The following is a 24,277-nucleotide window of genomic DNA, read 5'->3' on the forward strand; positions in this document are numbered from 1 at the left end:
AAGGGCCACCGCGCGGTCGCCACCCGCTACGACAAGCGCGACTACATGTTCCGCGGAACCATCGACGTCGCCTCGATCAGGATCTGGCTCCGCGACCCCGTCCCATGATCCAAGGGACACGCTCTAGACGAGCCGGACGTCGACGCCTGCGGAGCGGAGGCCGGCAACGACGTCGACAGGGGCGTCGCGGTCGGTCACCAGCAGATCGATCTCGTCCGTGCTGCAGATGCGGGCAAAGGCCCGTCTCCCGAGCTTCGAGCTGTCGGTGACCACGACGACCTGGCCGGCGCGCTGGGCGAGCAGCCGGTTCACGTTGGCCTCGTCCTCGTGGTGCGCCGCCGCACCGTCCCGCACGTCGAGCGCGTCGACCCCCAGGAAGGCGACGTCCAGCGCGATGCCCTCGAGGGTCCGCGTCGCCAGGGGCCCGATCAGCTCGTAGGACTGCGGCCGGGCCACGCCTCCGGTCGCCACGATCTTCACGTGCCCACGAACGGTCAGCTCGTTGGCGATGTTGAGCGCGTTGGTCACGACGGTGAGCGCCTGACGCTCGCCGCCCACGAGGTCGGGCCGCGCGGCAAGGGTGCGCGCCACCTCGGTGGTCGTCGTGCCACCGTTGACGCCGACGATCATGCCCGGGTGCACGAGCTCGGCAGCTGCCTCGGCGATGCGCTTCTTGTCCGATGCATGCCGCTGGCTCCGATAGCGCATGGGCAGGTCGTAGGCGGTGCCGTTGGAGACGGCACCACCATGCGTGCGAGTGAGCAGCTGCTGGGCCGCGAGGGCGTCGAAGTCGCGACGGACAGTCGCCGCGGAGACACCCAGATCGTTGGCGATCTCCTCGACGTCCACGCGTCCCTGCTCGGCAAGCCGATCCAGGATCCGGCTGAGGCGCTCGGCCCTCTTCACAGCGATCCACCCTTCGCGACCGACCATGACCATAGCTTGCTTTCGATTCTGCATGATTTGACCGTTGAACACGCAGAAACGAGCTGATAGCGTCTCGCTCACGTTCCGATCGGGACCCTTCCTTGGAGGTGCAGCGTGGCGCGCAAGGGCTTGATGGCGGCGTTGACGGGCCTCGCGCTCGTCGCGACCGCCTGTGGTGGCGGCTCGGGAGACTCAGGAGAGGGCGGCCGCATCGAGCTGTCCTACGCGCTCTGGAACCAGGACCAGGCGCCGGTGATGGAGCAGCTCGCGACCGAGTACGAGCGGAGCCACCCGAACGTCGACGTCTCGATCCAGGTGACCCCGTTCGGTGAGTACTTCACGAAGCTGCAGACCGCGATCGGCGGCGACGGCGGCCCGGACGTGTTCTGGCTGAACGCCCCCAACCTGGCGCTCTACGCCTCGAACGAGGCCGTGCTACCTGTCACCGAGCGCGTGGACAGCGACGCCGTCGACCTGTCGGTGTACCCGCGACCGCTGGTCGACCTGTACGAGTGGGAGGGCACGCAGTACGCGCTGCCGCGCGACTACGACACGATCGGGCTCTGGTACAACACCGAGCTCTTCGACGCGGCCGGCGTGGCGTACCCCGACGCGGACTGGACCTGGGACGACCTGCGCGCCGCGGCCCGCAAGCTGACCGACCCGGCCAACGGCGTGTACGGCATCACCGCCTGGCTGACCGACCAGCAGGGCTACTACAACACGATCGCGCAGGCGGGCGGCTACGTCGTGTCGCCCGACGGCACGCAGTCGGGCTACGACGACCCGCGGACGATCGAGGGCCTGCGGTTCTGGACCGACCTGATCCAGGAAGGCGTGTCCCCGACGCACCAGCAGATGATCGACACCGAGCCCAAGCAGATGTTCCAGTCGGGCAAGTCGGCGATGTTCTACGGCGGCTCGTGGCAGGCGGTGTCGTTCCAGAAGACCGAGGCCATCGCCGACAAGATCGACGTGGCGCCGCTGCCCGCCGGCGTGGAGGACACGAGCATCATCCACGGCCTCGGCAACGCGATCAACGCCAACACCGCGCACCCGGACGAGGCCTGGGAGTTCGTCAAGTTCCTGGGCTCGCAGCAGGCGGCCGAGGTGATGGCCGAGAGCGGGATCGTCATCCCCGCCCACCAGAACACCCAGCAGGCCTGGCTGGAGGCCTTCCCGGAGTACAACCTCCAGATCTTCCTCGACGCCGTCGCCGGTGCCACGCCGTACCCGGTCAGCGCCAACACCGCCGAGTGGCAGGCGCTGGAGAAGCAGATGCTCCCGGCCGCGTGGACCGGGCAGCGTCCGGTCGACGAGGTCGCGCGGGAGCTGGCCGCCGCCATGGACCGCGTGCTCGCCGAGGACGACTGATCCGGCGCGTGCAGCGAGCGGGAGGAGGACGACGGTGGCGGTGAGCAGCGGTCGCGCATCCGGCCCGGCGACGGACGCAGGTGTCCGCGCGCCGAGCCGGCCGCGCGAGGAGGGACGCCGGCCCCGACGCGGGTCCGGCCGGGACTGGCCGTGGGCGTACGCGATGATCGCGCCGACCGGCCTGGGCCTGCTCGTGTTCTACCTCTGGCCGATCGTCCGGACGCTCTACCTGAGCTTCACCGAGTCCGGCGCCTTCGGCTCCTACGAGTGGACGGGGGTGGAGAACTACGCGGCGCTGGTGACCGATCCGGTCGTCGCGGAGGCCCTGCTCAACACCTTCCTCTACTCGGCGCTGGTGCTCCTCGGGATCCCGGTGAGCGTTGTCGTCGCCTCCCTGCTCAACACCAAGGGGCTGCGCGGCGTCGGGATCTACCGCACGCTGTTCTTCCTCCCGGTCGTCACGATGCCGGTGGCCGTCGCCATCGTCTGGCAGTGGATCTACAACGGCTCGTTCGGGATCCTGAACTTCCTGCTCGGTCTGGTCGGCATCGACGGGACCTCCTGGCTCACGAACCCGCGGACGGCCCTGGTGGCGATCGGTCTGGTCGGCATCTGGATGACGCTGGGCTACAACGTGGTGATCCTCTTGGCCGGCCTGCAGGGCATCCCGCAGCACTACTACGAGGCGGCCGAGATCGACGGCGCGGGCCCGGTACGGCAGTTCTTCTCCGTGACCGTGCCCCTGCTCAGCCCGAGCATCTTCTTCGTCACCGTGCTCACGATGATCCAGGCGCTGCAGGTCTTCGACCTCGTGTTCGTGATGATCGAGCCGACGAACCCGGCCCTGCCGAACGTCCGCAGCGTCGTCTACCTCTTCTACCAAGAGGCGTTCGTGAACCACGACCGCGGCTACGCGGCGGCGATCGTCATGGCCCTGTTGGTCGTCATCCTCCTCATGACCCTCGTCCAGTTCCGCCTCCAGAGGAAGTGGGTCCACTATGAGTGACCACGCCGGGCGTGCCCCCGGTCGGCAGCGGTGGCTCGTGCACGCGGTGCTGGTGCTCGGGGCCGCACTGATGGTCGGCCCGTTCGTCTGGGAGATGCTCACCTCGGTCAAGACGCTCGGCGAGTCCACCCAGGTGCCGCCGACGCTGCTCCCGCAGACCTGGCAGTGGCAGAACTACGGCGAGGTGTTCGAACGACTCCCCTTCGCGGCGATGTTCGCCAACACCGTCCTCATGACGGTCGGCCGCACCCTCGGGCAGCTCGTGTTCTGCTCGCTCGCCGCATACGCGTTCGCCCGGCTGCAGTTCCCGGGACGCAACGTGCTGTTCGTGCTGTTCCTCGCCGTGCTGATGGTGCCACCGCAGCTGTTCCTCATCCCGCAGTACCAGATCATGGCCGACCTGGGCTGGCTCAACACGCTCCAGGCGCTCATCCTCCCCGGCATGTTCAGCGCGTTCGGCACGTTCCTGCTGCGCCAGTTCTTCCTCACGGTGCCCCGCGAGCTCGAGGAGGCGGCACGGCTCGACGGCGCCAACCCACTGCAGACGTTCTGGTACGTGGTGCTGCCGCTGGTCAAGCCGGGCCTGCTCGCCCTGACGATCCTCACGGTCCTCTGGTCGTGGAACGACCTGCTGTGGCCGCTGATCGTCACCATCGACCCCGAGCGGATGCCGCTGTCGGCGGGCCTCGCGACCCTGCACGGCCAGTACGACACCCCCTACACCCTGCTCATGGCGGGGTCGCTGCTCGCCACGGCCCCGGTGATCCTGCTGTTCCTGACCCTGCAGAAGCACTTCATCCAGGGCATCGCGCTCACCGGGACGAAGGGCTGATGGCCGGCGTGGACGACCTGCGGATCGGCGTCATCGGGCTCGGCATGCGCAGCCGGATCGCCGACTACGCGCACCGCCCCGGGGAGGGCTCGCGCATCGTCGGCGTGTGCGACGTGGACCGCACGCGGGTGGACCGCGCGGTCGATCACTACGGCGGGGACGTCGCCGGGGTCACGACCCTGGTTGAGCTGCTCGCCCTCGACCTCGACGGTGTGTTCGTGCTCACCCCCGACCACACCCACGAGGCGATCGCCGTCGCAGCGCTGGAGGCCGGGGTCGCCGCCTTCGTCGAGAAGCCGCTCGCCATCACGGTTGCGGGCGCCGACCGGGTGCTCGACGCGGCCCGCCGCACCGGGTCGCGTCTGTACGTCGGGCACAACATGCGGCACATGCCAGTGATACTCGCGATGCGGGACCTGATCGCGCGCGGCGCCGTCGGCGAGGTCAAGGCGATCTGGTGCCGGCACTTCGTGGGGCACGGCGGCGACTTCTACTTCCGGGACTGGCACGCCGACCGCCGCAACAGCACGGGGCTGCTGCTGCAGAAGGGCGCGCACGACCTCGACGTCATCCACTGGCTGGCCGGCGCCTACACGGCGCGGGTCAACGCCATGGGCGGCCTGCTGGTCTACGGGGCGAGCCCGGACCGCGTCGACCGCTCCGGCCAGCTGATGCGCGACTGGTTCGACCCGAAGGGCAGCTGGCCGCCGGCCTCGGTGTCCGGGCTGCATCCCGTCGTCGACGTCGAGGACCTCAGCATGGTGCACCTCGCCCTCGACAACGGGGTGCTGGCGAGCTACCAGCAGTGCCACTTCACCCCCGACTACTGGCGCAACTACACCGTGCTGGGCAGCGCGGGTCGGCTGGAGAACTTCGGTGACACCGACGGCGCCGTCGTCAAGGTCTGGGACCGGCGCTCGGGCTACCGCGAGGTGCCCAATCACGTCGTCGAGGTCCCCCCGGGCGACGACTTCCACGGCGGGGCGGACCCGCTGATGGTGGCCGAGTTCCTCCGGTTCGTCCGGGACGGCACCCCGACGCTCACCTCGCCGGTGGCGGCGCGGCAGGCCGTCGCCGCAGGCTGCGCCGCCACCGAGTCGCTGCGCTCGGGCGGGCAGCCGGTCGACGTGCCCCGACTCGCCGAACCGTTGAGCGCCTACTTCACCGGACCGCCCGGACATCCGTCCGACACAGCAACACGAGGGACAGCAATGAGTGGTCGCAGCGAGGGGGAGCGATGAGTCACGTGGAGTCCGAGATCGCGAGCCAGCCGGCCTGCTGGGCCCAGGCGGCGGCGTTGAGCCCGGCGTCGCCGCTCCCGGCCGTCGGTGAGCGCATCGCAGTGATCGGCTGCGGCACCTCGTGGTTCGTGGCACAGGCGTACGCCGCTCTGCGGGAGGCGGCGGGAGCCGGCGAGACCGACGCGTTCCCGGCCTCGGAGATGCCTTTCCGGCGCACCTACGACCGGGTCGTCGCGATCACGCGATCCGGCACGACCACCGAAGTGCTGGAGGTGCTGGAGCGGCTGGGGCGCAGAACGCCCACGCTGGCAGTGACGGCGGACGCCGCCACGCCGGTGCGGGACATGGCCGGGGAGATCGTCGTGCTGGACTTCGCCGACGAGCGCTCGGTCGTGCAGACCCGCTTCGCGACCTCGACGCTGGCGCTGCTGCGTGCGTCGCTGGGCGAGGACATCGAGCCGGTCGTCGCCGACGCGGAGAAGGCGCTGGCGACCGAGCTCGACCCCGGGCTGGTGGTTGCGGAGCAGCTGACGTTCCTGGGCACCGGCTGGACCGTCGGCCTCGCCCACGAGGCCGCGCTCAAGATGCGGGAGGCCGCGGGCGCCTGGACCGAGTCCTATCCTGCGATGGAGTACCGACACGGCCCGATCAGCATCACGGGCCCCGGCCGCGTCGCCTGGCTCTTCGGGGCACCGCCGGCGGGCCTGAGCGCCGACGTCGCCGCCACCGGTGGGCGACTCGAGCGCAGCGAGCTCGACCCGATGGCCGACCTCGTCCGCGCCCAGCGGCTCGCCGTGGCCGTCGCGACGGCGCGCGGGCTCGACCCGGACAACCCACGCCATCTCACCCGCTCGGTCGTCCTGACCGACCAGGGCTAGCAGATGGACGCGCTCGTGGCCGCCGTCGACCTCGGTGGCAGCTCGCTCAAGGGCGCGCTGGTCGACCGCGCGGGCCGGGTTGTGCACCGCTCTCGAAGGGCGACACCGCACGAGGCGGGGGCCGATGCGGTGGTGCAGGCCCTCGCAACCTTCGCCGCCGAGCTCGTCGCCCAGGGGCGCCGTCGGGACGCCGCGGTCACCGGCGTCGGTGTGGCCGTTCCCGGGATCGTCGACGAAGCGACCGGAACCGCGATCCTGTCGGCCAATCTGGGATGGCGCGACCTGCCACTTCGAGCGGAGCTCGCCGCGCGCCTCGGGCTGCCGGTCGCGTTCGGTCACGACGTCCGCGCCGGGGGCCTGGCCGAGGTGCGCCTGGGCGCCGCCCGGGGAGCCGAGGACGTCGTCGTGGTCCCCATCGGTACCGGCATCGCCGCGGCCGTCCTGGTCGGCGGGCGCCCCGTGGTCGGCGGTGGGTACGCAGGTGAGCTGGGGCACGTCGTCGTCGATCCGTCGGGTGATCCGTGCCGCTGTGGATCCCGCGGTTGTCTGGAGGCGGTCGCCTCGGCTGCCGCCATCGCCCGTCGCTATCGGGCGCGCAGTGGCCGCACTGCCGACGGCGCCGCCGACGTCGCACGCCGCGTGGCCGACGGGGACCCCGACGCCTGTGCCGTGTGGAACGAGGCGATCGGGTTCCTCGCCGACGCCTTGGCCACGTGCGTGAGCCTGCTCGCCCCCGAGGTGGTGGTGGTCGGCGGTGGCCTCGCGCGGTCCGGCGACCTGCTCCTCGCGCCGCTGCGGGCGGCGCTCGACGCCCGGCTGTCCTTCCAGCGCATGCCTCGGCTGGTCCGGGCCGCGCTCGGCGACGAGGCGGGCTGCGTCGGCGCCGCACTGCTCGCGATGGAGGCCACGGCGTGACGGTGTTCGCCGGTGCCCGCGTCGTCACACGCGGTGGCGTTCTCGATCCCGGCTGGCTGCGCATCGACGCCGGACGCATCGCCGCCGTTGGTGCAGGCGAACCCCCGGAGCCCGCCGACGTCCGACTGCCCGGGCGCTGGCTCGTCCCGGGGTTCGTCGACGTGCACGTGCACGGCGGCGGGGGCGCGACGTTCGCCTCGGGCGACCACCGGGAGGTCGGCCGGGTGCTCCGGTTCCATCGCGAGCACGGCACGACCACCGCGGTGGCGAGCCTGGTCAGCGCACCGCTCCCGGAGCTCGAGCGCGCGCTCGACCGGCTCGCCGACCTGGTCGCCGACGGGCTGCTCGCCGGGGTCCACCTCGAGGGCCCGTTCCTGTCGCACACCCACTGCGGCGCCCACGACCCGCGGCTGCTGCGGCCCCCGCACGGCGCCGACGTCGCCCGTCTGCTGGCCGCGGGCCGGGACGCGATCAGGATGGTCACCCTGGCCCCCGAGCTCGACGGGGGCCTCGACGCGGTGCGACGCGTGGTCGACGCCGGCGCCGTCGCCGCCGTCGGGCACACAGGCGCCGACTACGCGTGCGCCCGCGCCGCGATCGACGCCGGCGCGCGAGCAGCCACCCACCTGTTCAACGGGATGCCGCCCGTCCATCATCGCGAGCCGGGCCCCGCCGTCGCGCTGCTCGACGACCCGCGCGTCACGCTCGAGGCGATCAACGACGGTGTGCACCTGCACCCGGCGACGCTGCGCCTGGTGGTCGCCGCGGCGGGCGCGCGGCGCACGGCGCTCATCACGGATGCGATTGCGGCGGCCGGGCTGGGTGACCAGGACGTCAGCCTGGGGCCACTGCAGGTCACCGTCCGGGACGGCGTCGCGCGCGTCCCCACGACGGGGTCATTGGCCGGGAGCACCCTCACGATGGACGCCGCGGTGCGCCGAGCGGTCCACGACGCCGGACTGCCGATCGAGGACGCGATCGCGATGGCCGCCACCACACCCGCGCGGCTGCTCGGCCTGGACGACCGGATCGGCACGATCGCCCCGGGCCTCGACGCCGACCTCGTCGTCCTCGACGCCGACCTGACCGTCGAGCGCGTGTTCGCGAAGGGCGTCGGATGATTCTCACCGTCACGCTCAACGCGGCCCTCGACGTCACCTACACCGTCGATGCGCTCGTGCCGTACGCGACTCACCGGATCGGATCGGTGACCGCTCGTGCGGGCGGCAAAGGGGTCAACGTGGCGCGCGTCGCGGCCGCGCTCGGCCACGAGACCGCCGTCACCGGGTTCGCCGGCGGCGCCACCGGCACGGCGATCCGCGCCGAGCTGGCCGCCGCCGGGCTGCGCGACGAGCTCGTCGCCGTCGCGGCCGAGTCGCGGCGGACGGCGACGGTTGTGGACGGCGTCGACGCCACGGGGTTCCACGAGCCCGGACCGGAGGTGCGGACGACCGAGTGGAGCGCCTTCTGCGCCTCGTTCGCCGGGCTGGCCCGCGCCGCGCACGTCGTCGTCTGCTCGGGCAGCCTGCCACCCGGCGTCCCGCTCGATGCGTACGCCGTGCTCGTCGACATCGCGCGTCGGCACGGCGCGCGGACGGTCGTGGACGCCGAGGGCTCATCGCTGCGCGCCGCGCTGGCCGCCCGGCCCGACATCGTCAAGCCCAATCTCGCCGAGCTCACGGCCACTGTCGGCATCACTGAACCGCTCGCGGGTGGGCGGGCGCTGTGCGCGGCCGGAGCGAGGTCGGTCGTGGTCTCGAGCGGCCCCGACGGGCTGCTCGCCGTCACGGGCGAGGGCACGTGGCGCGCGCGCCCACCCAGGCGGATCCGCGGGAACCCCACCGGCGCGGGCGACGCGGCGGTCGCCGCGCTCGCCGCCGGGCTCGTTCACGACGCCCCCTGGCCGCGGCGACTCCGCGATGCGACAGCGCTGTCGGCCGCCGCCGTCGCCGCACCGCTGGCGGGCGAGTTCGACGCACCGGCCTACCACCGGATGCGCGTTGAGATCAGCTTGGAGGAGCTGGATGCCACTCACCTCGACCGGTGACATCGTCGCCGACGCGAACCGGGCCCGGCGCGGGGTCGGCGCCTTCAACGTCATCACCCTCGAGCATGCCGAGGCGATCGTCGCCGGCGCCGAAGCCACCCGCGCCCCCGTGGTACTGCAGATCAGCCAGAACTGCGTGCGCTACCACCGCGCGCTGGAGCCGATCGCCCTCGGGACGCTCGCGGTCGCCCGGCGCGCCGCGGTCCCGGTGGCCGTGCACCTCGATCACGCGGAGTCCTTGGAACTGGTGGAGGAGGCCGTGGCACTCGGCGTCCCCTCGGTGATGTTCGACGCCTCCCGCCTGCCGCACGAGGAGAACGTCGCCCGGACCCGGAAGGTCGCCGCGCGCTGCCACGACCACGGCGTCTGGATCGAGGCCGAGCTCGGCGAGATCGGAGGCAAAGACGGGGTGCACGCGCCGGGCGCGCGTACCGACCCGGACGAGGCCCGCGAGTTCGTAGCCGCGACCGGCGTCGACGCGCTGGCCGTGGCAGTCGGCACCTCGCACGCCATGGTCACGAAGGACGCCGCGCTCGACCTCGACCTCATCGCCCGGCTGCACCGGGCGGTGCCCGTGCCGCTCGTGCTGCACGGGTCGTCGGGCGTTCCCGACGGGCAGCTGCGCGCCGCAGTCGCGGCCGGGATGACCAAGGTGAACATCGCGACCCACCTCAGCGCCACCTTCACCTCGGCGGTGCGGGACCACCTCGCCGAGCACCCCGACCTGGTCGACCCGCGGAAGTACCTTGCGGCGGGGCGGGAGGCGATGGCGGGCGCGGTGGCGCACTTCCTCGGGCTGCTCGCTCAGGACGCTGGACGAGGAGGCTGAGGAGGCAACCGGCGTGCCCCGACGAGCGGCTTTGAGCGGGTCCCGCCGGCAGCCGGCACAGCGCCTCGGAGGGCTCTTCCCGCTAGAGTTCGAGAACCAGAGCAAGATCGTCGTGGCCAGCGGTTCCAGCAATTCTCGACTCCAGAGAACCCAGGTCAGGTCAGAGCCTCCACCAGACCCGGGGCGGTTCAGAGCCTCCACCGAACCCGGGGCGGTTCACCTCCGTTCGTTCAACGATCCCCGTGCCGGCGTCGTTCATGTCAGGTCCGCCCTGACCCACCGACGTTCTAACCGTCGGTCTCACTACCGGCGTCACTTCCGCCATCGGTGTTCGTGTCGGTTCCGCCGTCGCCGACGCCGCCATCGGTACGGACGCCATCGCCGTCGTCGGAGCCCGTTCCGGTGCCGCCGCCAGTGTCGCTGCCGCTGTCGGTGTCCGTGTCGCTGCCGCCGCCGGTCTCGCCCTCGCCGTCGGTACCGCCGCCGGTCTCGCCCTCGCCGTCGCTGCCGCCGCCGGTCTCGCCCTCGCCGTCGGTACCGCCGCCGGTCTCGCCGTCGGTGTCGCCGTCGGTCTCGCCGTCGGTGTCGCCGTCGGTGTCGCTGCCGCCGCCGGTCTCGCCGTCGCCGTCGGTACCGCCGCCGGTCTCGCCGTCGGTGTCGCCGTCGATGTCGCTACCGCCGTCGGTCTCGCCGTCGGTCTCGCCGTCGGTCTCGCCGTCGGTCTCGCCGTCGGTCTCGCCGTCGGTCTCGCCGTCACCGTCGCTGCCGCCGCCGGTGTCGCCGTCGGTGTCGCCGTCGGTATCCGTATCGGTGTCGCCGTCGGTGTCGCCGTCGGTGTCGCTGCCGCCGCCGGTGTCGCCGTCGGTGTCGCCGTCGGTATCCGTATCGGTGTCGCCGTCGGTGTCGCCGTCGGTGTCGCTGCCGCCGCCGGTCTCGCCGTCGGTGTCGCCGTCGGTATCCGTATCGGTGTCGCCGTCGGTGTCGCCGTCGGTGTCGCTGCCGCCGCCGGTCTCGCCCTCGCCGTCGGTACCGCTGCCGGTCTCGCCCTCGCCGTCGCTGCCGCCGTCGGTCTCGCCGTCGGTGTCGCCGTCGGTGTCGCTGCCGCCGCCGGTCTCGCCGCCGGTCTCGCCGTCGGTCTCGCCGTCGGTCTCGCCGTCGGTGTCGCTGCCGCCGCCGGTCTCGCCGTCGGTGTCGCTGCCGGTCTCGCCGCCGCCGGTGTCCGTGTCGGCGTCGCCGCCGGTTCCAACCTCAGAGCTGGTGCCATCCCCGCTGCCGACCTCGGCTTCGCTGCCGTCTGCGTCGCCGAGCGCGGCCGTACTCGGTCCCGCGGCACTGCCTCCCTCGGCGTCAGCAGCATTCTCGATCGCGCCGCTGGTTTCCTCCGCGCCAGCGTCCGGGATCGGCGGTGCGATGGCATCCTCCTCCGGATTGCTGGTAGCCGACGTCGGGATCGAGGCTGGATCAGAGCTTCCCGCATCGATCACATCGGCCGGGATGGCGATCACTCCGGGTGGCGGAACCACGGGTTGGGCGATCAACTGGAGGTCGATCGTGCTGAGCAGATTTTCGGGGAGCAGGGACTTGGAGGAGCCACCACTACCGCCTGGCGCAGATCCGATCGCCGCCGAACCGGTGCGCTCCTTGAGTCGGGCCGCGTCCGACTCGAACCACATGTCGGTGAAGCCCCATGTAGCCGCGCCCGCGGCCACTGGGAACGCCAGGACTGCAGCCAGGATCGCCCGTCGGCGCCGTGCGTCGGACTTGCTCAGGTCGGAGCTCACCCGAGCAGTGTGAGCGATATTCCTGGCGTCCGGATGAGGGGAAGATGAGAAGGCGTTCATTTGGGTTCACCGGCTCCGGTACCTCACGCCGCGGCGGTAGTGATCAAGTTCAGGCTGATCTTCCACCGAAGGTGCCAGCCCGGCGCCGACATGCTCGGCTGCCCCCCGTCAGGCGCGGCACCCAACCGCTGGCACCGGACGTGCGCACCACCGTGCGATCAGTCCACCGGCAACTGGGCTCCGGCTGCGTCGTAGACGGTCACGACGGGTTCCTCGGCTAGCGAGCTGAAGATGCTGCAGACCGCCAGTTCGTTCTGCAGTGAGCACGGCACGGTCCGAGTCGCCCCGCCGCCTTCGGCGCGCGCGGTCAGGTCCACGCGGGCGACCTCCGGCGTCGTCGCGACGAGGACGATCCGCCGACCGGTACTGTCCCCGACTCGGGCGACCACGCTCGAGTCCGCGCCTTCCCCTACCGAGGGGAGGGGACCGGAAACGAACAGCGGAAAGCCGGCCATCCTGCACAGAATCGTGCACCTGCCGTTCGGCATCGCTGGCCTGGCGCTGGCGGCCTGGCAGACTCCGGCGCGAGCGCAGGAACGCCCGACAGTCCGGCGCCAGCGGCATGACCGGCCAGTCCGACGGGGGTACCGACGGCAGCGCCGAGGAGCCGGCGGACTCCGGCACCGGCGATCACCCGCGACCTGCGGGTGCACGACAACCGCGTGTTGACGGCCGCCGCGGCCGAGCGGACGGTGCCGTTGTTCGTCCTCGACGACGCCATCGTCGGCTCGGCCTACAACCGGCGAACCGAGCGCGGTTCCTGGCCGAGTCGCTACGCGCCCTGCACACCTCGCTCCGCCGCCTCGCCGGGGCCCTGGTGGTTCGGCGGGGCGATAGGGGTGTCGGCGCGGCCAGAGGTCCGGGAAGTAGGCACTCCCAGCGGCCGGCCGCCCCCAGTTCGTGATCGTCGTCCGGAGCTGCGCCCGCCGAGGCGGCCTCCTCTCGGCTCACGCCGGCGGGTGGCCGTGCGACCCTCGGCGTTGCAGCAGGACATGGCTCCTTCGTCTCCGACGAGGCACCGAACTGGGTCATCACGATGAGAATGTCTTCATGGATCGCTCCCTCGGCGCACGGATCGCTCATGATGGTGCCGTTCACCTTCTCGTGCCTACGGGGAGACCGGCGACGATGCACCGGCCAGGCGAACCTGCTGCCCGTCGGTGGATGCACGACGCTAGCTCCGGGAGGTTCCGATGACACGTGCTGCAGCCGCCAGCCGGGCCTCGGTCGCGGCGCCGACTCACGTGTCCACCCGGGACCTCGCGCTGCAACGTAAGCCGGAAGTCCAGCGGGAAGGTCGACCCCGTCGTCGCCGATTCGTCGTGCCCGCGCGGCTGCGGATCATGGCTTGGTTGGTGCTGCTGCTGTTCATTGCGCTGGTGACGGTCGTGATCGTCACCCGCAACCTGCTGATCTCCGAGGCCGAACAGGAGGCGAGCGCGTCACTCGTCCAGGAGACCGAGGAGTTCCTGCAGGTCGCCACCGCAGGCGTGGACCGGGCTACGGACCAGCCCTACCGCGATGGACGTGACCTGCTCGCCAGCCACATCCAGCGCCAGTACACCGACGAGGACGAGATCCTCCTCGGCGTCACGGCCGACGGTGAGATCCTTCCGCAACCCGGCCGCGAACCCGTCGCTCTGGCCAGCCGGGACAACCGCCTCGTGCAGATCGTGCGAGACCCGGACAGCGCCGGCATCCTCCCGACCCGCGACGGTCGGCTGCGCTGGCAGAAGGTACCGGTCGTGACCGCCGACGGCCGCCCGGACGGGACGTTCATCGTCGCCTACGCGATCGACAGGGAGATCGAGGACATCAACGACACGATCACCTTGCTCGCGGTCGTGAGCCTGATCGGTCTCCTCATCGCCGCCGGAGCCTCCTGGGTGGTGTCGGGTCAGATCCTCGCACCCGTGAACCTGGTACGGCGCACGGCCGCCGAGATCACCCACGACGACCTCACCGAACGCATACCGGTTCACGGACGCGACGACGTCGCGGCGCTCTCCGAGCAGTTCAACGCCATGCTCGACCGGCTGGAACAGGCCTTCGGTACGCAGCGGCAGTTCCTCGACGACGCGTCGCACGAGCTGCGGACACCGATCACGATCATCCGCGGCAACCTCGAGCTCATGGAGGAGAACCCGGCGGAGCGGGCCGAGGTCGTTCGCTTGTGCACCGACGAGCTGGACCGCATGAGCCGGATCGTCGAGGATCTGCTGCTGCTGGCCAAGTCGGAGCGACCCGACTTCGTCCGACCCGAGCCCGTCGACCTCGTCGACCTCACCAGCGACATCGATGCCAAGCTCCGCGCCATCGGCCCTCGCCGTTGGCAGCTGGCTGCCATCGCGGAGGGCGAGGCCGTGATCGACGCGCAACGCGTCACGCAGGCGGTCGTTCAGCTCGCTCAGAATGCGGTGCAGCACACGAATCCCGGCGCGGAGATCAGGTTCGGTTCGTCGATCGACGACGGCGGCCTGTCCTTCTGGATCAGCGATACCGGGCCCGGGGTGCGACACGAGGACGGACCCGCCATCTTCCAGCGGTTCTCACGCGGATCCACTGGCGGTGCGCGCGCGCATCGCACGGGCGCCGGGCTGGGACTGTCCATCGTCACGGCGATCGCCGAGGCCCACGACGGCTGGGTCGAGCTGCTCTCCGTGCCCGGGGAGGGCGCCACCTTCACGCTGCGCTTCCGGAACGCCACCCCAGCCCCACCCCTGCAGGAGGAGACGGTCGATGCATAGGGTTCTGATCGCCGAGGATGAGCAGCGCATCGCAGCGTTCATCGACAAGGGGCTGCGCGCCAACAACTTCATCACCACCGTCACAGAGGACGGCCACAGCGCCCTCGACCACGCACTGTCGGGTGCTTTCGACCTGCTCGTGCTGGATCTGGGCCTGCCAGGCAAGGACGGGTACAGCGTCCTGCGCGACCTCCGGCGGTCGCGCGTCGAGCTGCCGGTCATCATCCTCACCGCACGTGACGGCGTGCGCGACACCGTCGCCGGCCTCGAGGGCGGAGCCGACGACTACATGACCAAGCCGTTCAGCTTCGAGGAGTTGCTGGCCCGGGTGCGACTGCGCCTCCGCTCCGGCAGCGCGGCCTCGGCCGAGCCCACGATGTTGAGCATCGACGGCCTCTCGCTGGATCTGCAGACACGCCGCGCTCGGACCGACAGCGGCGTCGTAGACCTCAGCGCCCGTGAGTTCGCGCTGCTCGAACTGTTGTTGAGGCATGCCGGGCGCGTTCTGTCGCGGGAGCAGATGCTCGATCACGTCTGGGGCTACGACTTCGACCCCGGGTCGAACGTTGTGGACGTCTACATCCGTCAACTGCGCCGCAAGATCGGCGCAGAACGCATCGTGACCGTTCGCGGCATGGGATACCGGTGCGGGTGACGGCACATGAAGCCAGGACGTGAGTCCCGACCCGTAGCGGTCCGAAGCGAACCGCCTATGCGGCACGGCCGCGGGTCTGGCGTTGCGATGGCTGTGGGAGTGGCGACCTGGGGTTCGCGGACGCCTGGCTGAGCTCGGGGCAAGCCCGGCTCAAGGGGCAGGCCCGCCTGCGGCGATCGGCCCATGCCGGTCGCCCGAAGCGAGCGCGACGACGGCACACCGGTACCCGCCGGTTTGCTGAGACGACGCCACCCTCACGACCCGGGGGGACCCGCGCTCCTCGCGCGGGCTGTCGCTGCGGGCACGCGCGGGTGGAGCACCGGCGGCTCACCAGCCGCATCGGATCGCGCCCCCGACCTGGCCTCCCCTAGCGCGGTCGCGCGCGACGACCGTCTCACGGCTGCAACCGCTCCATGAGTTCCTCTTCATCGGAGCTTCCTCGTGCCCTCATTCTGGTTGGGCATCGTCATCAGCGTGAACCCACCGACCCGAACCCCGGCCGTCGTCCAGGTCCTGCTCGCGGCCGCCGCACTCGTGGTGCTCGGCATCACCGTCCTGCTCGTTCCCGACCGGGGCATCGCTCCTTCCGCGTGCGCGATCGTCGGGGAGCAGGAGCTGGTGCGCATCACCGGCCCCAACGGTCGCACGGTCGAGGCGGTGGCCCGAATCGACACGGGCGCCTCCGCCTCGTCGCTCGACGTGGGGATCGCCGAGGAGCTCGGCTTCGACCTCGATGCCGCCGAGACGGTCACGGTGGCGTCCTCGCTGGGCAGCGAGGAGCGGCCGGTTGTCACGGGAGCGCTGCAGGTCGCGGGACTGGCGAAGCAGGCAAGGATGACCGTCGCCGACCGGAGCGAGCGTTCCAACCCGGTGCTGCTCGGCCGCGCCGAGCTCGCCGACCTCCAGGTCCAGGTGGGGCACCGGCTGCTCACGACGCCGGGCGAGGCACGCGCACCCTCCACTCTCACCACCCTGCTCTCCCAGGCGCCCGCGTTGAGCCCGCTCCAGCTGCTGGCCCTGTTGCCGCTGGCCGTTCTGGTCATCGTGCTGCTGCGCGTGTTCATCGGCGTCCAGACCCTGGGGACCTTCTCCCCGGTGCTCCTCGCGATCGGCTACACCCAGTCCGGCCTCGTCGCGGGGATCGGTCTGACCGTGGTCATCGTCGCCGCCGGCTTCGTCGCGCAGCCGCTGCTGCGCCGCTACCGACTTCCCCGGGTCGCGCGGCTCGCCGTGCTGGTCGGCGTGGTGTCGGTCGTCCTCGTGGCCGTCACACGCATGGCCGGGGCGGGGACGGGCGGCATCTGGGGCACGGCGCTCCCCGTCGTCGTCACGGCCGTGATGGTCGAGCGGCTCTGGGAGACCTGGGACCTCGACGGATGGCGTGCTGCCGCCCGCGACGCGGTCGCCACGCTCGCCGTGGCCCTGCTCGTCACAGCGCTGCTGCTCGCACCGGTCGTTCGCGACCTCGCCTCGACCACGCCCCTCGCGCTGGCACTGGCCTGCGCCGTCTGGGCCGGTGTCGCGGGCACCTACCGGGGTCTGCGGCTGACCGAACTCCTGCGCTTCGGCGCCTCCACCGCCACCAGCGGAGTGCTCACCCCCACGGCGGCACTGCCCCGCTGCGCCATCACGACGACGGCCGCGGCACCTGCCGAGCCGCCGACCCAGCCGACCCGCATGGAGATGATCGTCCGATGAGCATGACGGTGCTGCCCCGCAAGCCCCGCCCCGTGGTCCGTCCGATCGACGCCGCGCTACGCCGGTGGGACCGGGTGATGGGACTCAACGCCCGCAACGACCTGATCAGCCGGACGAACCCGCCGGCAGCGGTGCGGCTGGTCAACGACAAGATCGCCACGAAGCGGGCCCTGACCGCGCACGGAATACCGGTCTCGGAGACGCTCGTCGTGCTGGACTCCCGCCGGGCGCTGGCCCGGCTCGACTGGGACGCGCTGCCCGATGCGTGGGCGCTCAAGCCCAGCCAGAGCCTCGGCGGGTCCGGGATCCTGCTGGCCGTGCGGCGCAGCCCGACCGGTGACGGCTGGGAGTCGGCCTCGGGCCGGCAGATCCCGATCCGGACGGTGCGCGACCACGTCCGGTGCATCCTCGACGGCGAGTTCTCCCCGGGCGGCACCGACGTCGCGTTCATGGAGCCCCTGATCGCCGCCCACCCGACGCTCGATGACCTGTCCTACCGCGGCCTGCCCGACATCCGGGTGATCTGCGTCGACGACCGGCCGCTGACCGCGATGCTACGGCTCCCGACGGCGGCGAGCGGAGGGAAGGCCAACCTGCACCAGCGGGCCATCGGCGCCGCCGTCGACCTGGCGACCGGAGCGGTCGTGCGGGCGTGGACCGACGGCCGGATCACCGACGTGCACCCCGACACCGGCCGCACGGTCACCGGCGTCCGGGTGCCGCACTGGGACGCCGTCGTGGGTGCCGCGAGCCGCTGCGCCGCGGCGACCGGGCTGCGCTACGTCGGGGCCGACGTGGTCGTCGACGCCGTGCACGGGCCCCTCCTGCTGGAGGTGAACGCCCGCCCCGGGCTCCAGATCCAGAACGTCACCGGTCGCGGGCTGCTCGACATCCTGCCGCCCGAGGTCGCCGCATGAACCGGCGCCCGGAGGCCGGCTGGGCGTCCCTGGTCGGGCGCCTGGCCGTGTGCGCAGGCGCAGGCGTCTTCCTGGCCGTCTCCGCGGCGAACGCGCCGGGGTTCGGCGTGGACGGTGTCGACAGCCGGGACGTGCGTCCGATCGAGCTCGACTCCGAGGGCCGGGCCGACATGCAGCGGCTCCTCGCCCCGTCCCCGCCCGTCCCGGAAGACGGCGGCGCGGCAGGCGCGGGCGGCGGCTCGGCCGAGGGACCCGACGCCGACGCGGCCGGAACCGGCTCCTCGCACGACCCGGAGGCCCCCGACCGCGACCGGGACACCCGCGACGGCCGATCCGACGACGGGTCCGACCACGACGACGGGGACGACGACGGGGACGATCACGGGGACGATCACGGGGACGATCACGGGGACGAGGACCGGTCCGATCGGGACCGGGACGACGACGACTGAACGCCGCGGGAAGAACACGGGCCGACCGAGAAGCGGGCACGGCCGGCTGTGCGGGCGACGGTGCTGTGCGGGCGACCGTGTCGCGCGGCGACTCAGCGTGTGGTCGGCGTCAGTCGCCCTCGCCGTCCTCGCCACCCGTCTCCGCCGCGGCCCGGACGGCGGCGGCTACGTCGATGCGGCCCGCCCCGGAGCCGCTGTCGATGCGCACTGCGGTGCGTCGAACGAGCGCCGTGACCTCCTCGGGCGATCGCGGGCGCACCGCGAGCACCAGTGCCGCCTCGCCCGCGACCAGCGGCGCGGCCATCGAGGTGCCGTCCCATTCCGCATAGGCGCCGACGGGCAGGGCACTGACGATGTCGTCGCCCGGTGCCGCCACGTCGATCCACGGGCCGCTGTTCGCGAACGGGGCCCGGACGCCGTTCACGTCGGTGGCGGTCACCGCGACCGTGTCCTCGGCCGCTGCCGGGTACTGGCGCTCGGTGCTGGCGAGGTTGCCGGCGGCGGCGACCAGCACGGCCCCGGACTCGTCGGCGTCGCCCTCGACCTCCTCGAGCAGCTCGGAGCGGGCGGTCGAGCCGAAGCTCATGTTGATCACGTCCGCCCCGCTCGCGACGGCCAGGTTCACGGCCTCCGCGGTGGTGAACACGCTGCCGTTCCCCTCCGAGTCCAGCACGCGCATCGGCAGGATCCGCGCGTCCGGGGCCACCAGCAGCGCGGCGCCCGCGACGTGTGTGCCGTGGCCCGTTCCCTCGTCGACCTTCCCGTCGGCGTCGTCGTCGACACCGTTTGCGGCCTCGGACGGGTCCGGGTCGTCGTCGACGACGTCGTACCCGCCGCCGAGGGTCCGGCCCGCGAGCAACGGGTGATCCAGTTGGACACCGGTGTCGAGCACCGCGACGACCACGCCCGCGCCCCGGGTTACGGCGTGCGCGGCCGGCAGCCCGAGCTGGGTCACCGCGTACTGACTCCCGTAGCGCTCGGCCCGAACCGCCGAGGGATCGCTGTCGTTCCACGCGCTCGCGAACCGAGACGCACCCTCGGGCGCGCTCTGGGTGAAGTTCGGCTCGGCGTACACCAGCCGGGGGTCCTCGTCCATCGCCTCGGCGATGTCGTCGACCGCGCTGCCCTCCGGCACGGCCAGCAGGTGGATACCGGCGCTGCCGAGCAGCGTGTCGAGCGTGCTCGTCCCGTACGTAGAGTTGATCTCCTCGATGGTGGCGCCTGCCGCCGGGTCCAGCTTGACGACCACCTCGCGTACACCCGCGATGGGGTCGTCGTCGTCCTCCTGGGCCGCCGCGTGCGGCGCACCGAGCGCCGCGGCGAGTGCGGCTGCGGAGGCCAGGACGGCCGTTCGGCGGATGGCTCGGACCACTCGTTCGGGTCGCGTCATTGCGGGTCCTCCTCGGGGATGGCCGGCGGGCTGCCGATGAACACGAACGGCGCCCAGTGGTAGGGGTGGGGACGGTCGGCGCGGAGCGCGAGCTGCGCGGCGCGCAGGGCGGTGGCGCCGTCCTGCCCGGACCGCAGGCCTGCGTACCAGTGGCGCATCAGCGCCTCGGTCGTGTCGTCCTGCACGAGCCAGAGGCTGACGACGACCGCGGCGGCGCCCGCCCCGAGGAACGCGCGGGGCAGCCCCATCACCTCGTCGCCGCCGCCGACGACCCGGTTCGCGCCGGACTCGCAGGCGCTGAGGACGACCAACGCGCGGTCCAGATCGAGGTCCAGAACATCGGCGGCGGTCAGCCAGCCGTCGTGCAGGCGCAGCGCGGAGAACATCGGGTTCTCCGGCCGGAACAGTCCGTGGCAGGCGATGTGCACGATGCCGCACCCGGGCGCCCCGCTGCGCAGCGCCGCTCTCGTGGCCTCTTCGCCCAGCCCGAGCCGGGCCCCGGGCAGCGCGTCCGCGACGGTGGCGACCTCGGCGGACACGTTCGGGATGTCGGGGGCGGGCACCCCGAGCACGAGCGCCCGGTGGCGCAGCGCCGGCGGTCGGAGCACCCCCAGCGCGGTGACGCTCGGTGCGTAGCTGATCGCGAACCGCTCGAGCAGGTACCGCTCACCGTCGAACAGCGCGTGGAAGGGAACCCGGTGCAGGATCCCGTGCGGCACCACGGCGAGCCGGCCACCGGCCGGTAGCAGGTCACCGAGTGGGGTGACGAGCGCGTCGTGCAGGTCGGCCAGCACCCGGCGGGTCGTCGCGGTCAGCCGGTCGGCGTGCCGCCCGGCGAACGTCGGGCCCGCGTGGAACCGGGACCACTGCGCGGCCAGCCGCGCCAGCAGCGGGCGCAACCGTGCGAGCGTGGTCACGCGCCGGACCGCCGCCAGCCGGTCCCCCCTCCTGACGAACGCGGTGACCTCGTCGTCCAGCACGTGGTAGGCGAGCACGACCACGTCGCCCGGCACCGTCCGGCGCAACGCGGGCAGGGCCGCGGGTGCCGCCCGCCGCTCCTGCACGGGCACGTCCAGCCGCACCATGCCGATCTCGCGCTCCAGCTCGGCCGCCCGCCCGCGCAGCTGTGCGGCCCGCGGGCCGCGCACGCCGTCGGGGTCGTCGCCGAGGAGCGCGTCGTACACCGCATCGAGGTCGGCCTGCAGGGCCAGCAGGCGCTGTACGCGCGGGTCGGCCTCGCCGGTCGCGATACGCGCGGTCACGCTGCCCAGCATCAGGTCGACGAGCGAGCGCGACTTGGCGCGCTCGGCCATCTCGAAGGCGCGCCGCAAGCTCTCCGGGTCCCCCCGGTCGAGCCACATCTCGACAAGGGCCGCGTAGGCCGCCGTCTTGTCGCGCAGGAATGCGGTGCGCATCGACTCCCTGGGCAGGCCACCACGCAGCGACTCCACCGTGGCGACGGCCCGCTCGAGCAGCATGCGGGCCTCGTCGGGCCGCCCCTGGCCCAGCCGGACACGGCCGAGCCGCTCGTCGAGCCGGAAGTCGAGGTGCGGGATCGCCAGCCGCGCGGCCGGCTCACGGGCCTGCTCAAGCCGGCGTTCGGCCTCGTCCAGGTCGGGCAGGGCGAGGTCGGCCAGCAGCAACCGGGCGTAGAACGCCTCGACGGGCCAGTCGCCGCCGTCCAGCGCCACGAGGGCGCGCCGGACCAGTTTCGCGGCCTCCGCGCCCCCGCCGGCCCGCGCGCGCAGGGCAGCCAGCTCCAGCAACGTGGAGGCCAGCATCGGGACGTTCCCGGCTCCCTCCCACAGTTCGAGCGCTTCCCCCAGCACCGCCGCGGCCTCGTCGAGCCGCTCGGCCCGCACGAGCGCCGCCCCGCGGCTGGACAGGGTGAGCGCGATGTCGTAAGTCAGCCCGGCGGCGCGGAACGCCCGCTCGGCGGGAAGGTAGCTGGCCAGCGCTTCGTCGTGCAGGTTCAGCACGAGGTACGCGTCGCCGCGGGACACCGCCAGCCAGTCCTGGTCGGGTAGCGGTCCCAGCCGGGCCAGCAGCTCGCCCGCCTCGTCGAAGGTCGCCAGGGCAACGCGGAACTCCCCCAGCAGCAGCCGGGCGCGGCCGAGCTCGATCAGGCTGCGGCCGTGCCCGAGGACGTGTCCCTGCTCCCGGTTCCCGGCCACGGCCAGCTCGAACTCGGCGATGGCCTCGCCGACGCGTCCGAGCTGCATCATGGCGATGCCGATGTTCTCGTGCAGGGCTGCAGCCCGGTCGGTGATCCCGGCCGCCGCGAACTGCGTCGCGGCCTCCCGGCTCGACACGATGAGGTCCTGCCACCGTCCGGCGAAGCCGTGGGTCATGCCCAGGTTCTGGTGGATCATCCCGCGCAGTTCGAGGCGATCCGACGGCGACCACCGGTCGCCGTCCCCGTCGGGCCCCTCGAGCGCGACGAGCATCGCCGTGCCGGTCGTGGCCGCGGCGTCGTGCTCGCCCCGCTCGTTGAGCACATGCATGCGGCCCAGCCCGGTGCGCAGCGCGGCAGGCGCGTTTCCGGACTCCGTCCAGATCCGGCGGGCCGTCTCGATCAGCTCCAGCGCCTCGTCCAGCCGCCCGTTCCGCGCACCGGCCTGGGCCTGCGTATAACACGCGCGCGCCAGCAGGCCCTCCTGCCCTGGGCCGGTCGCCGCGGCAGCGCAGGTCTGCGCGAGCAGGTATCCGCGCTTCGGGTCGCCCCCCGCGAGCTCAGCGGCCACGTCGAGCAGTGCCGTGAGACCGGCGGCGTCGTCCCGGCCCGCCGAGCGCAGGAACGCCAGCCGCTCGGCCGGGGTGGGCCGGGCGAGGAGCTCGTCCACCGGCGATGGTTCCGTGGTCATTGCGGCGGCTCGAGCTCCAGGACGACGTCGACGGCGATCTGCAGGCTGCCGCCCAGCAACATCAGCTGGTAGCTGCCGGCCTCGATGCGCTCCAGGCAGAACATGCCGAGGTCGTCGAGCAGCGCATCCGCGACCGCACGCCTGCCGCGCAGCAGCTGCACGGCCGTGATGGGGCTGACGACGGCGGGTGGCGGCAGTATCTGACCCTCCAGGCGCAGCGTCCGTTGGTCGATCGGGTGCAGGTCGAGTGCGATGTCGATGCCGGCCGCCTGGAACAGCAGGTGGCGCATCTCGGCGGCGCCGCCGACGCGACCCGCCGGCGCGCGGGTACCCGCGAGGGCGGCGTCCCGGCGACTGTCCCAAAGCAGGACCGCCGCGACCTGCTCGTCCCCGGCCCTCGGGCCGTCCTCCGGGGGCGGGAGACGCCGCTCGAGCAGCTGCCGCACCGCAGGCGGCGGCTCGGCGAGCACCGTCTCCTCGGCGAGCCGGCCGAACCAGCGCAGCCAGCTGACCGCCGCCCGGGCATCCGGTCCCGCCTGCTCGTAGCGCGCCGACACCGCCGCAGCCTCCGCAGGGCCCAACCGGCCTTCTACCCAGTCGGCGAGCGTGGCGAAGGGCAGCGGAGCGGGCTGCGGTCCGTGCTGTGGTGGTGGCCGTTCGGTCATCGGCGCTCCCTGGTCGTCGCGATCCCGTCGACGAGGTGTGCGCGCAGCGCGTCCGGGAAATACTCGGAGGGCGCAACGACATCCGTTCGCACGGCAGCCAGCCGCGGGCGAGCAGCGTTCGGCGTGGCCCCCGAACACTGGGGGTGACAGGGCGGGCCGGCCATCAGTCGACCGGACGAGTGCTCGGCGGCACCGCCGACCGAACCGGCCCCAGTAGTGATCGAGGAGGCCGAGCCGATGGATGCAGGGCCATGGGACACGGGGCCAGGGGACGCGGGGCGCGCCATCACTCGGGACCGGACCCTGCTGGACGGGTGCCGTCGGCGCGACCCGCAGGCGTGGCGCGAGGTGCTCGATCGCTACGAGCGACTGGTCTTCTCCATCCCACTCCACCACGGCCTGAGTCGCGACGATGCGGCCGACGTCTGCCAGATCGCGTTCTCGGCCCTGCTGGAGGGCCTGGACAACGTGCGGGACGAGACGAGGCTGGGCGCATGGCTCGCCACCGTCGCCCGCCGGCAGACGTGGCGGATTCTCGCCGGCAGGCGCCGGGAGAGCCTCGACGGGCGCGACGACCCGGAACAGTCGTCGTCGGCTGATCCGATCGCTGCTCACGAGCGCGTGGTCTGGCTGTACGAGGCGCTGCTGGAGCTCGAGCCGGGCTGTCGGGAGCTGCTGATCTCGCTGTACTTCGATACGACACAGCCGTCCTACGCCGAGGTGGCCCGCCGGCTGGGACGCCCCCTCGGCAGCATCGGGCCCACCCGCGCCCGCTGCCTCGAACGGCTGCGTGCGGCGCTGGGAGAGCCCGCCTGAGGCCGCACCTGGTCGCGCGCACTCCCACTAGCACCGACCCAGGTTGGGGCGTGTCGGTGACCGCGGGATGAAGCGCAGATGAAGGTGCACTCATCTTCCCGGCGACGTGGACGGGTATCGGCCACCTGCTGTTCATGTGCGACCGACTGCCGCCACCGCTGCCCGCTTCCCGCTCCTCCCGAG

General features: G+C 72.4%; 21 protein-coding genes. 15 read left to right on the forward strand and 6 right to left on the reverse strand.

Annotated elements, in window-relative coordinates:
• Positions 1 to 123: 123 nt before the first annotated feature.
• Positions 124 to 906 (reverse strand): DeoR/GlpR family DNA-binding transcription regulator, encoded by a 783-nt coding sequence (locus KME75_RS19330; RefSeq protein WP_219416284.1) that lies wholly within the window; start codon positions 904 to 906, stop codon positions 124 to 126.
• 135 nt (positions 907 to 1,041) lie between these two features.
• Between KME75_RS19330 and KME75_RS19335 the strand changes: the two genes are divergently transcribed.
• From KME75_RS19335 to KME75_RS19375, 9 genes are all read left to right on the forward strand, one after another.
• Positions 1,042 to 2,301, forward strand: a complete 1,260-nt coding sequence (locus KME75_RS19335; RefSeq protein ID WP_219416259.1) for an ABC transporter substrate-binding protein — start codon at positions 1,042 to 1,044, stop codon at positions 2,299 to 2,301.
• 163 nt (positions 2,302 to 2,464) lie between these two features.
• A complete protein-coding gene (locus KME75_RS19340; RefSeq protein ID WP_219416260.1) occupies positions 2,465 to 3,307 on the forward strand; it encodes a carbohydrate ABC transporter permease in 843 nt (280 codons plus the stop codon).
• Entirely contained in the window at positions 3,300 to 4,139 is an 840-nt protein-coding gene (locus KME75_RS19345) for a carbohydrate ABC transporter permease (RefSeq protein WP_219416261.1), read from the forward strand. Before KME75_RS19340 ends, KME75_RS19345 begins: the two co-directional genes overlap by 8 nt.
• Positions 4,139 to 5,380, forward strand: a complete 1,242-nt coding sequence (locus tag KME75_RS19350; protein ID WP_219416262.1) for a Gfo/Idh/MocA family protein — start codon at positions 4,139 to 4,141, stop codon at positions 5,378 to 5,380. Before KME75_RS19345 ends, KME75_RS19350 begins: the two co-directional genes overlap by 1 nt.
• Positions 5,377 to 6,258 (forward strand): SIS domain-containing protein, encoded by an 882-nt coding sequence (locus KME75_RS19355; RefSeq protein WP_219416263.1) that lies wholly within the window; start codon positions 5,377 to 5,379, stop codon positions 6,256 to 6,258. Before KME75_RS19350 ends, KME75_RS19355 begins: the two co-directional genes overlap by 4 nt.
• Before the next feature lie 3 nt (positions 6,259 to 6,261).
• The gene (locus KME75_RS19360; RefSeq protein ID WP_219416264.1) at positions 6,262 to 7,173 is read left to right on the forward strand and encodes an ROK family protein; all 912 of its coding nucleotides are present in this window, start codon (positions 6,262 to 6,264) and stop codon (positions 7,171 to 7,173) included.
• Positions 7,170 to 8,294 (forward strand): N-acetylglucosamine-6-phosphate deacetylase, encoded by a 1,125-nt coding sequence (gene nagA, locus KME75_RS19365; protein WP_219416265.1) that lies wholly within the window; start codon positions 7,170 to 7,172, stop codon positions 8,292 to 8,294. Before KME75_RS19360 ends, nagA begins: the two co-directional genes overlap by 4 nt.
• On the forward strand, positions 8,291 to 9,220 hold the full coding sequence (locus tag KME75_RS19370) for a 1-phosphofructokinase family hexose kinase (RefSeq protein WP_219416266.1): 930 nt from the start codon (positions 8,291 to 8,293) through the stop codon (positions 9,218 to 9,220). Before nagA ends, KME75_RS19370 begins: the two co-directional genes overlap by 4 nt.
• Positions 9,198 to 10,049, forward strand: a complete 852-nt coding sequence (locus tag KME75_RS19375; RefSeq protein ID WP_219416267.1) for a class II fructose-bisphosphate aldolase — start codon at positions 9,198 to 9,200, stop codon at positions 10,047 to 10,049. Before KME75_RS19370 ends, KME75_RS19375 begins: the two co-directional genes overlap by 23 nt.
• 287 nt (positions 10,050 to 10,336) lie before the next feature.
• Here the strand turns inward: KME75_RS19375 and KME75_RS19380 are convergent, their stop codons facing one another.
• Together KME75_RS19380 and KME75_RS19385 are read right to left on the reverse strand one after the other, a co-directional pair.
• On the reverse strand, positions 10,337 to 11,830 hold the full coding sequence (locus KME75_RS19380; protein WP_219416268.1) for a hypothetical protein: 1,494 nt from the start codon (positions 11,828 to 11,830) through the stop codon (positions 10,337 to 10,339).
• A gap of 218 nt (positions 11,831 to 12,048) precedes the next feature.
• Positions 12,049 to 12,345 (reverse strand): hypothetical protein, encoded by a 297-nt coding sequence (locus KME75_RS19385; protein WP_219416269.1) that lies wholly within the window; start codon positions 12,343 to 12,345, stop codon positions 12,049 to 12,051.
• A gap of 867 nt (positions 12,346 to 13,212) precedes the next feature.
• Here KME75_RS19385 and KME75_RS19395 point away from each other — a divergent pair.
• The 5 genes from KME75_RS19395 to KME75_RS19415 all read left to right on the forward strand — a co-directional run bounded on the left by KME75_RS19395 (position 13,213) and on the right by KME75_RS19415 (position 18,359).
• Positions 13,213 to 14,637, forward strand: coding sequence for a sensor histidine kinase (locus KME75_RS19395; protein ID WP_308282903.1), 1,425 nt, complete (start codon positions 13,213 to 13,215; stop codon positions 14,635 to 14,637).
• Positions 14,630 to 15,292, forward strand: a complete 663-nt coding sequence (locus KME75_RS19400) for a response regulator transcription factor (protein ID WP_219416271.1) — start codon at positions 14,630 to 14,632, stop codon at positions 15,290 to 15,292. The genes KME75_RS19395 and KME75_RS19400 overlap by 8 nt, the downstream gene beginning before the upstream one ends.
• A gap of 474 nt (positions 15,293 to 15,766) precedes the next feature.
• Positions 15,767 to 16,990: a 7TM domain-containing protein gene (locus tag KME75_RS19405; RefSeq protein ID WP_219416272.1), complete on the forward strand. Its 1,224-nt coding sequence runs from the start codon at positions 15,767 to 15,769 to the stop codon at positions 16,988 to 16,990.
• On the forward strand, positions 16,987 to 17,907 hold the full coding sequence (locus KME75_RS19410; RefSeq protein WP_219416273.1) for a sugar-transfer associated ATP-grasp domain-containing protein: 921 nt from the start codon (positions 16,987 to 16,989) through the stop codon (positions 17,905 to 17,907). The genes KME75_RS19405 and KME75_RS19410 overlap by 4 nt, the downstream gene beginning before the upstream one ends.
• A complete protein-coding gene (locus tag KME75_RS19415; protein ID WP_219416274.1) occupies positions 17,904 to 18,359 on the forward strand; it encodes a hypothetical protein in 456 nt (151 codons plus the stop codon). The genes KME75_RS19410 and KME75_RS19415 overlap by 4 nt, the downstream gene beginning before the upstream one ends.
• Before the next feature lie 109 nt (positions 18,360 to 18,468).
• Here KME75_RS19415 and KME75_RS19420 read toward each other — a convergent pair whose 3' ends face one another.
• The 3 genes from KME75_RS19420 to KME75_RS19430 are packed head-to-tail and all read right to left on the reverse strand — an operon-like array spanning position 18,469 to position 23,278.
• Positions 18,469 to 19,749: a S8 family serine peptidase gene (locus KME75_RS19420; protein ID WP_219416275.1), complete on the reverse strand. Its 1,281-nt coding sequence runs from the start codon at positions 19,747 to 19,749 to the stop codon at positions 18,469 to 18,471.
• Positions 19,746 to 22,613 (reverse strand): CHAT domain-containing protein, encoded by a 2,868-nt coding sequence (locus tag KME75_RS19425; protein WP_219416276.1) that lies wholly within the window; start codon positions 22,611 to 22,613, stop codon positions 19,746 to 19,748. The genes KME75_RS19420 and KME75_RS19425 overlap by 4 nt, the downstream gene beginning before the upstream one ends.
• The gene (locus KME75_RS19430) at positions 22,610 to 23,278 is read right to left on the reverse strand and encodes a hypothetical protein (RefSeq protein ID WP_219416277.1); all 669 of its coding nucleotides are present in this window, start codon (positions 23,276 to 23,278) and stop codon (positions 22,610 to 22,612) included. The genes KME75_RS19425 and KME75_RS19430 overlap by 4 nt, the downstream gene beginning before the upstream one ends.
• A gap of 237 nt (positions 23,279 to 23,515) precedes the next feature.
• Here KME75_RS19430 and KME75_RS19435 point away from each other — a divergent pair, with 237 nt between their 5' ends.
• Positions 23,516 to 24,094 (forward strand): RNA polymerase sigma factor, encoded by a 579-nt coding sequence (locus tag KME75_RS19435; protein ID WP_219416278.1) that lies wholly within the window; start codon positions 23,516 to 23,518, stop codon positions 24,092 to 24,094.
• Positions 24,095 to 24,277 lie beyond the last annotated feature (183 nt).

The organism is Pseudonocardia nigra, assembly GCF_019396355.1.
Taxonomy (GTDB): domain Bacteria; phylum Actinomycetota; class Actinomycetes; order Mycobacteriales; family Pseudonocardiaceae; genus Pseudonocardia; species Pseudonocardia nigra.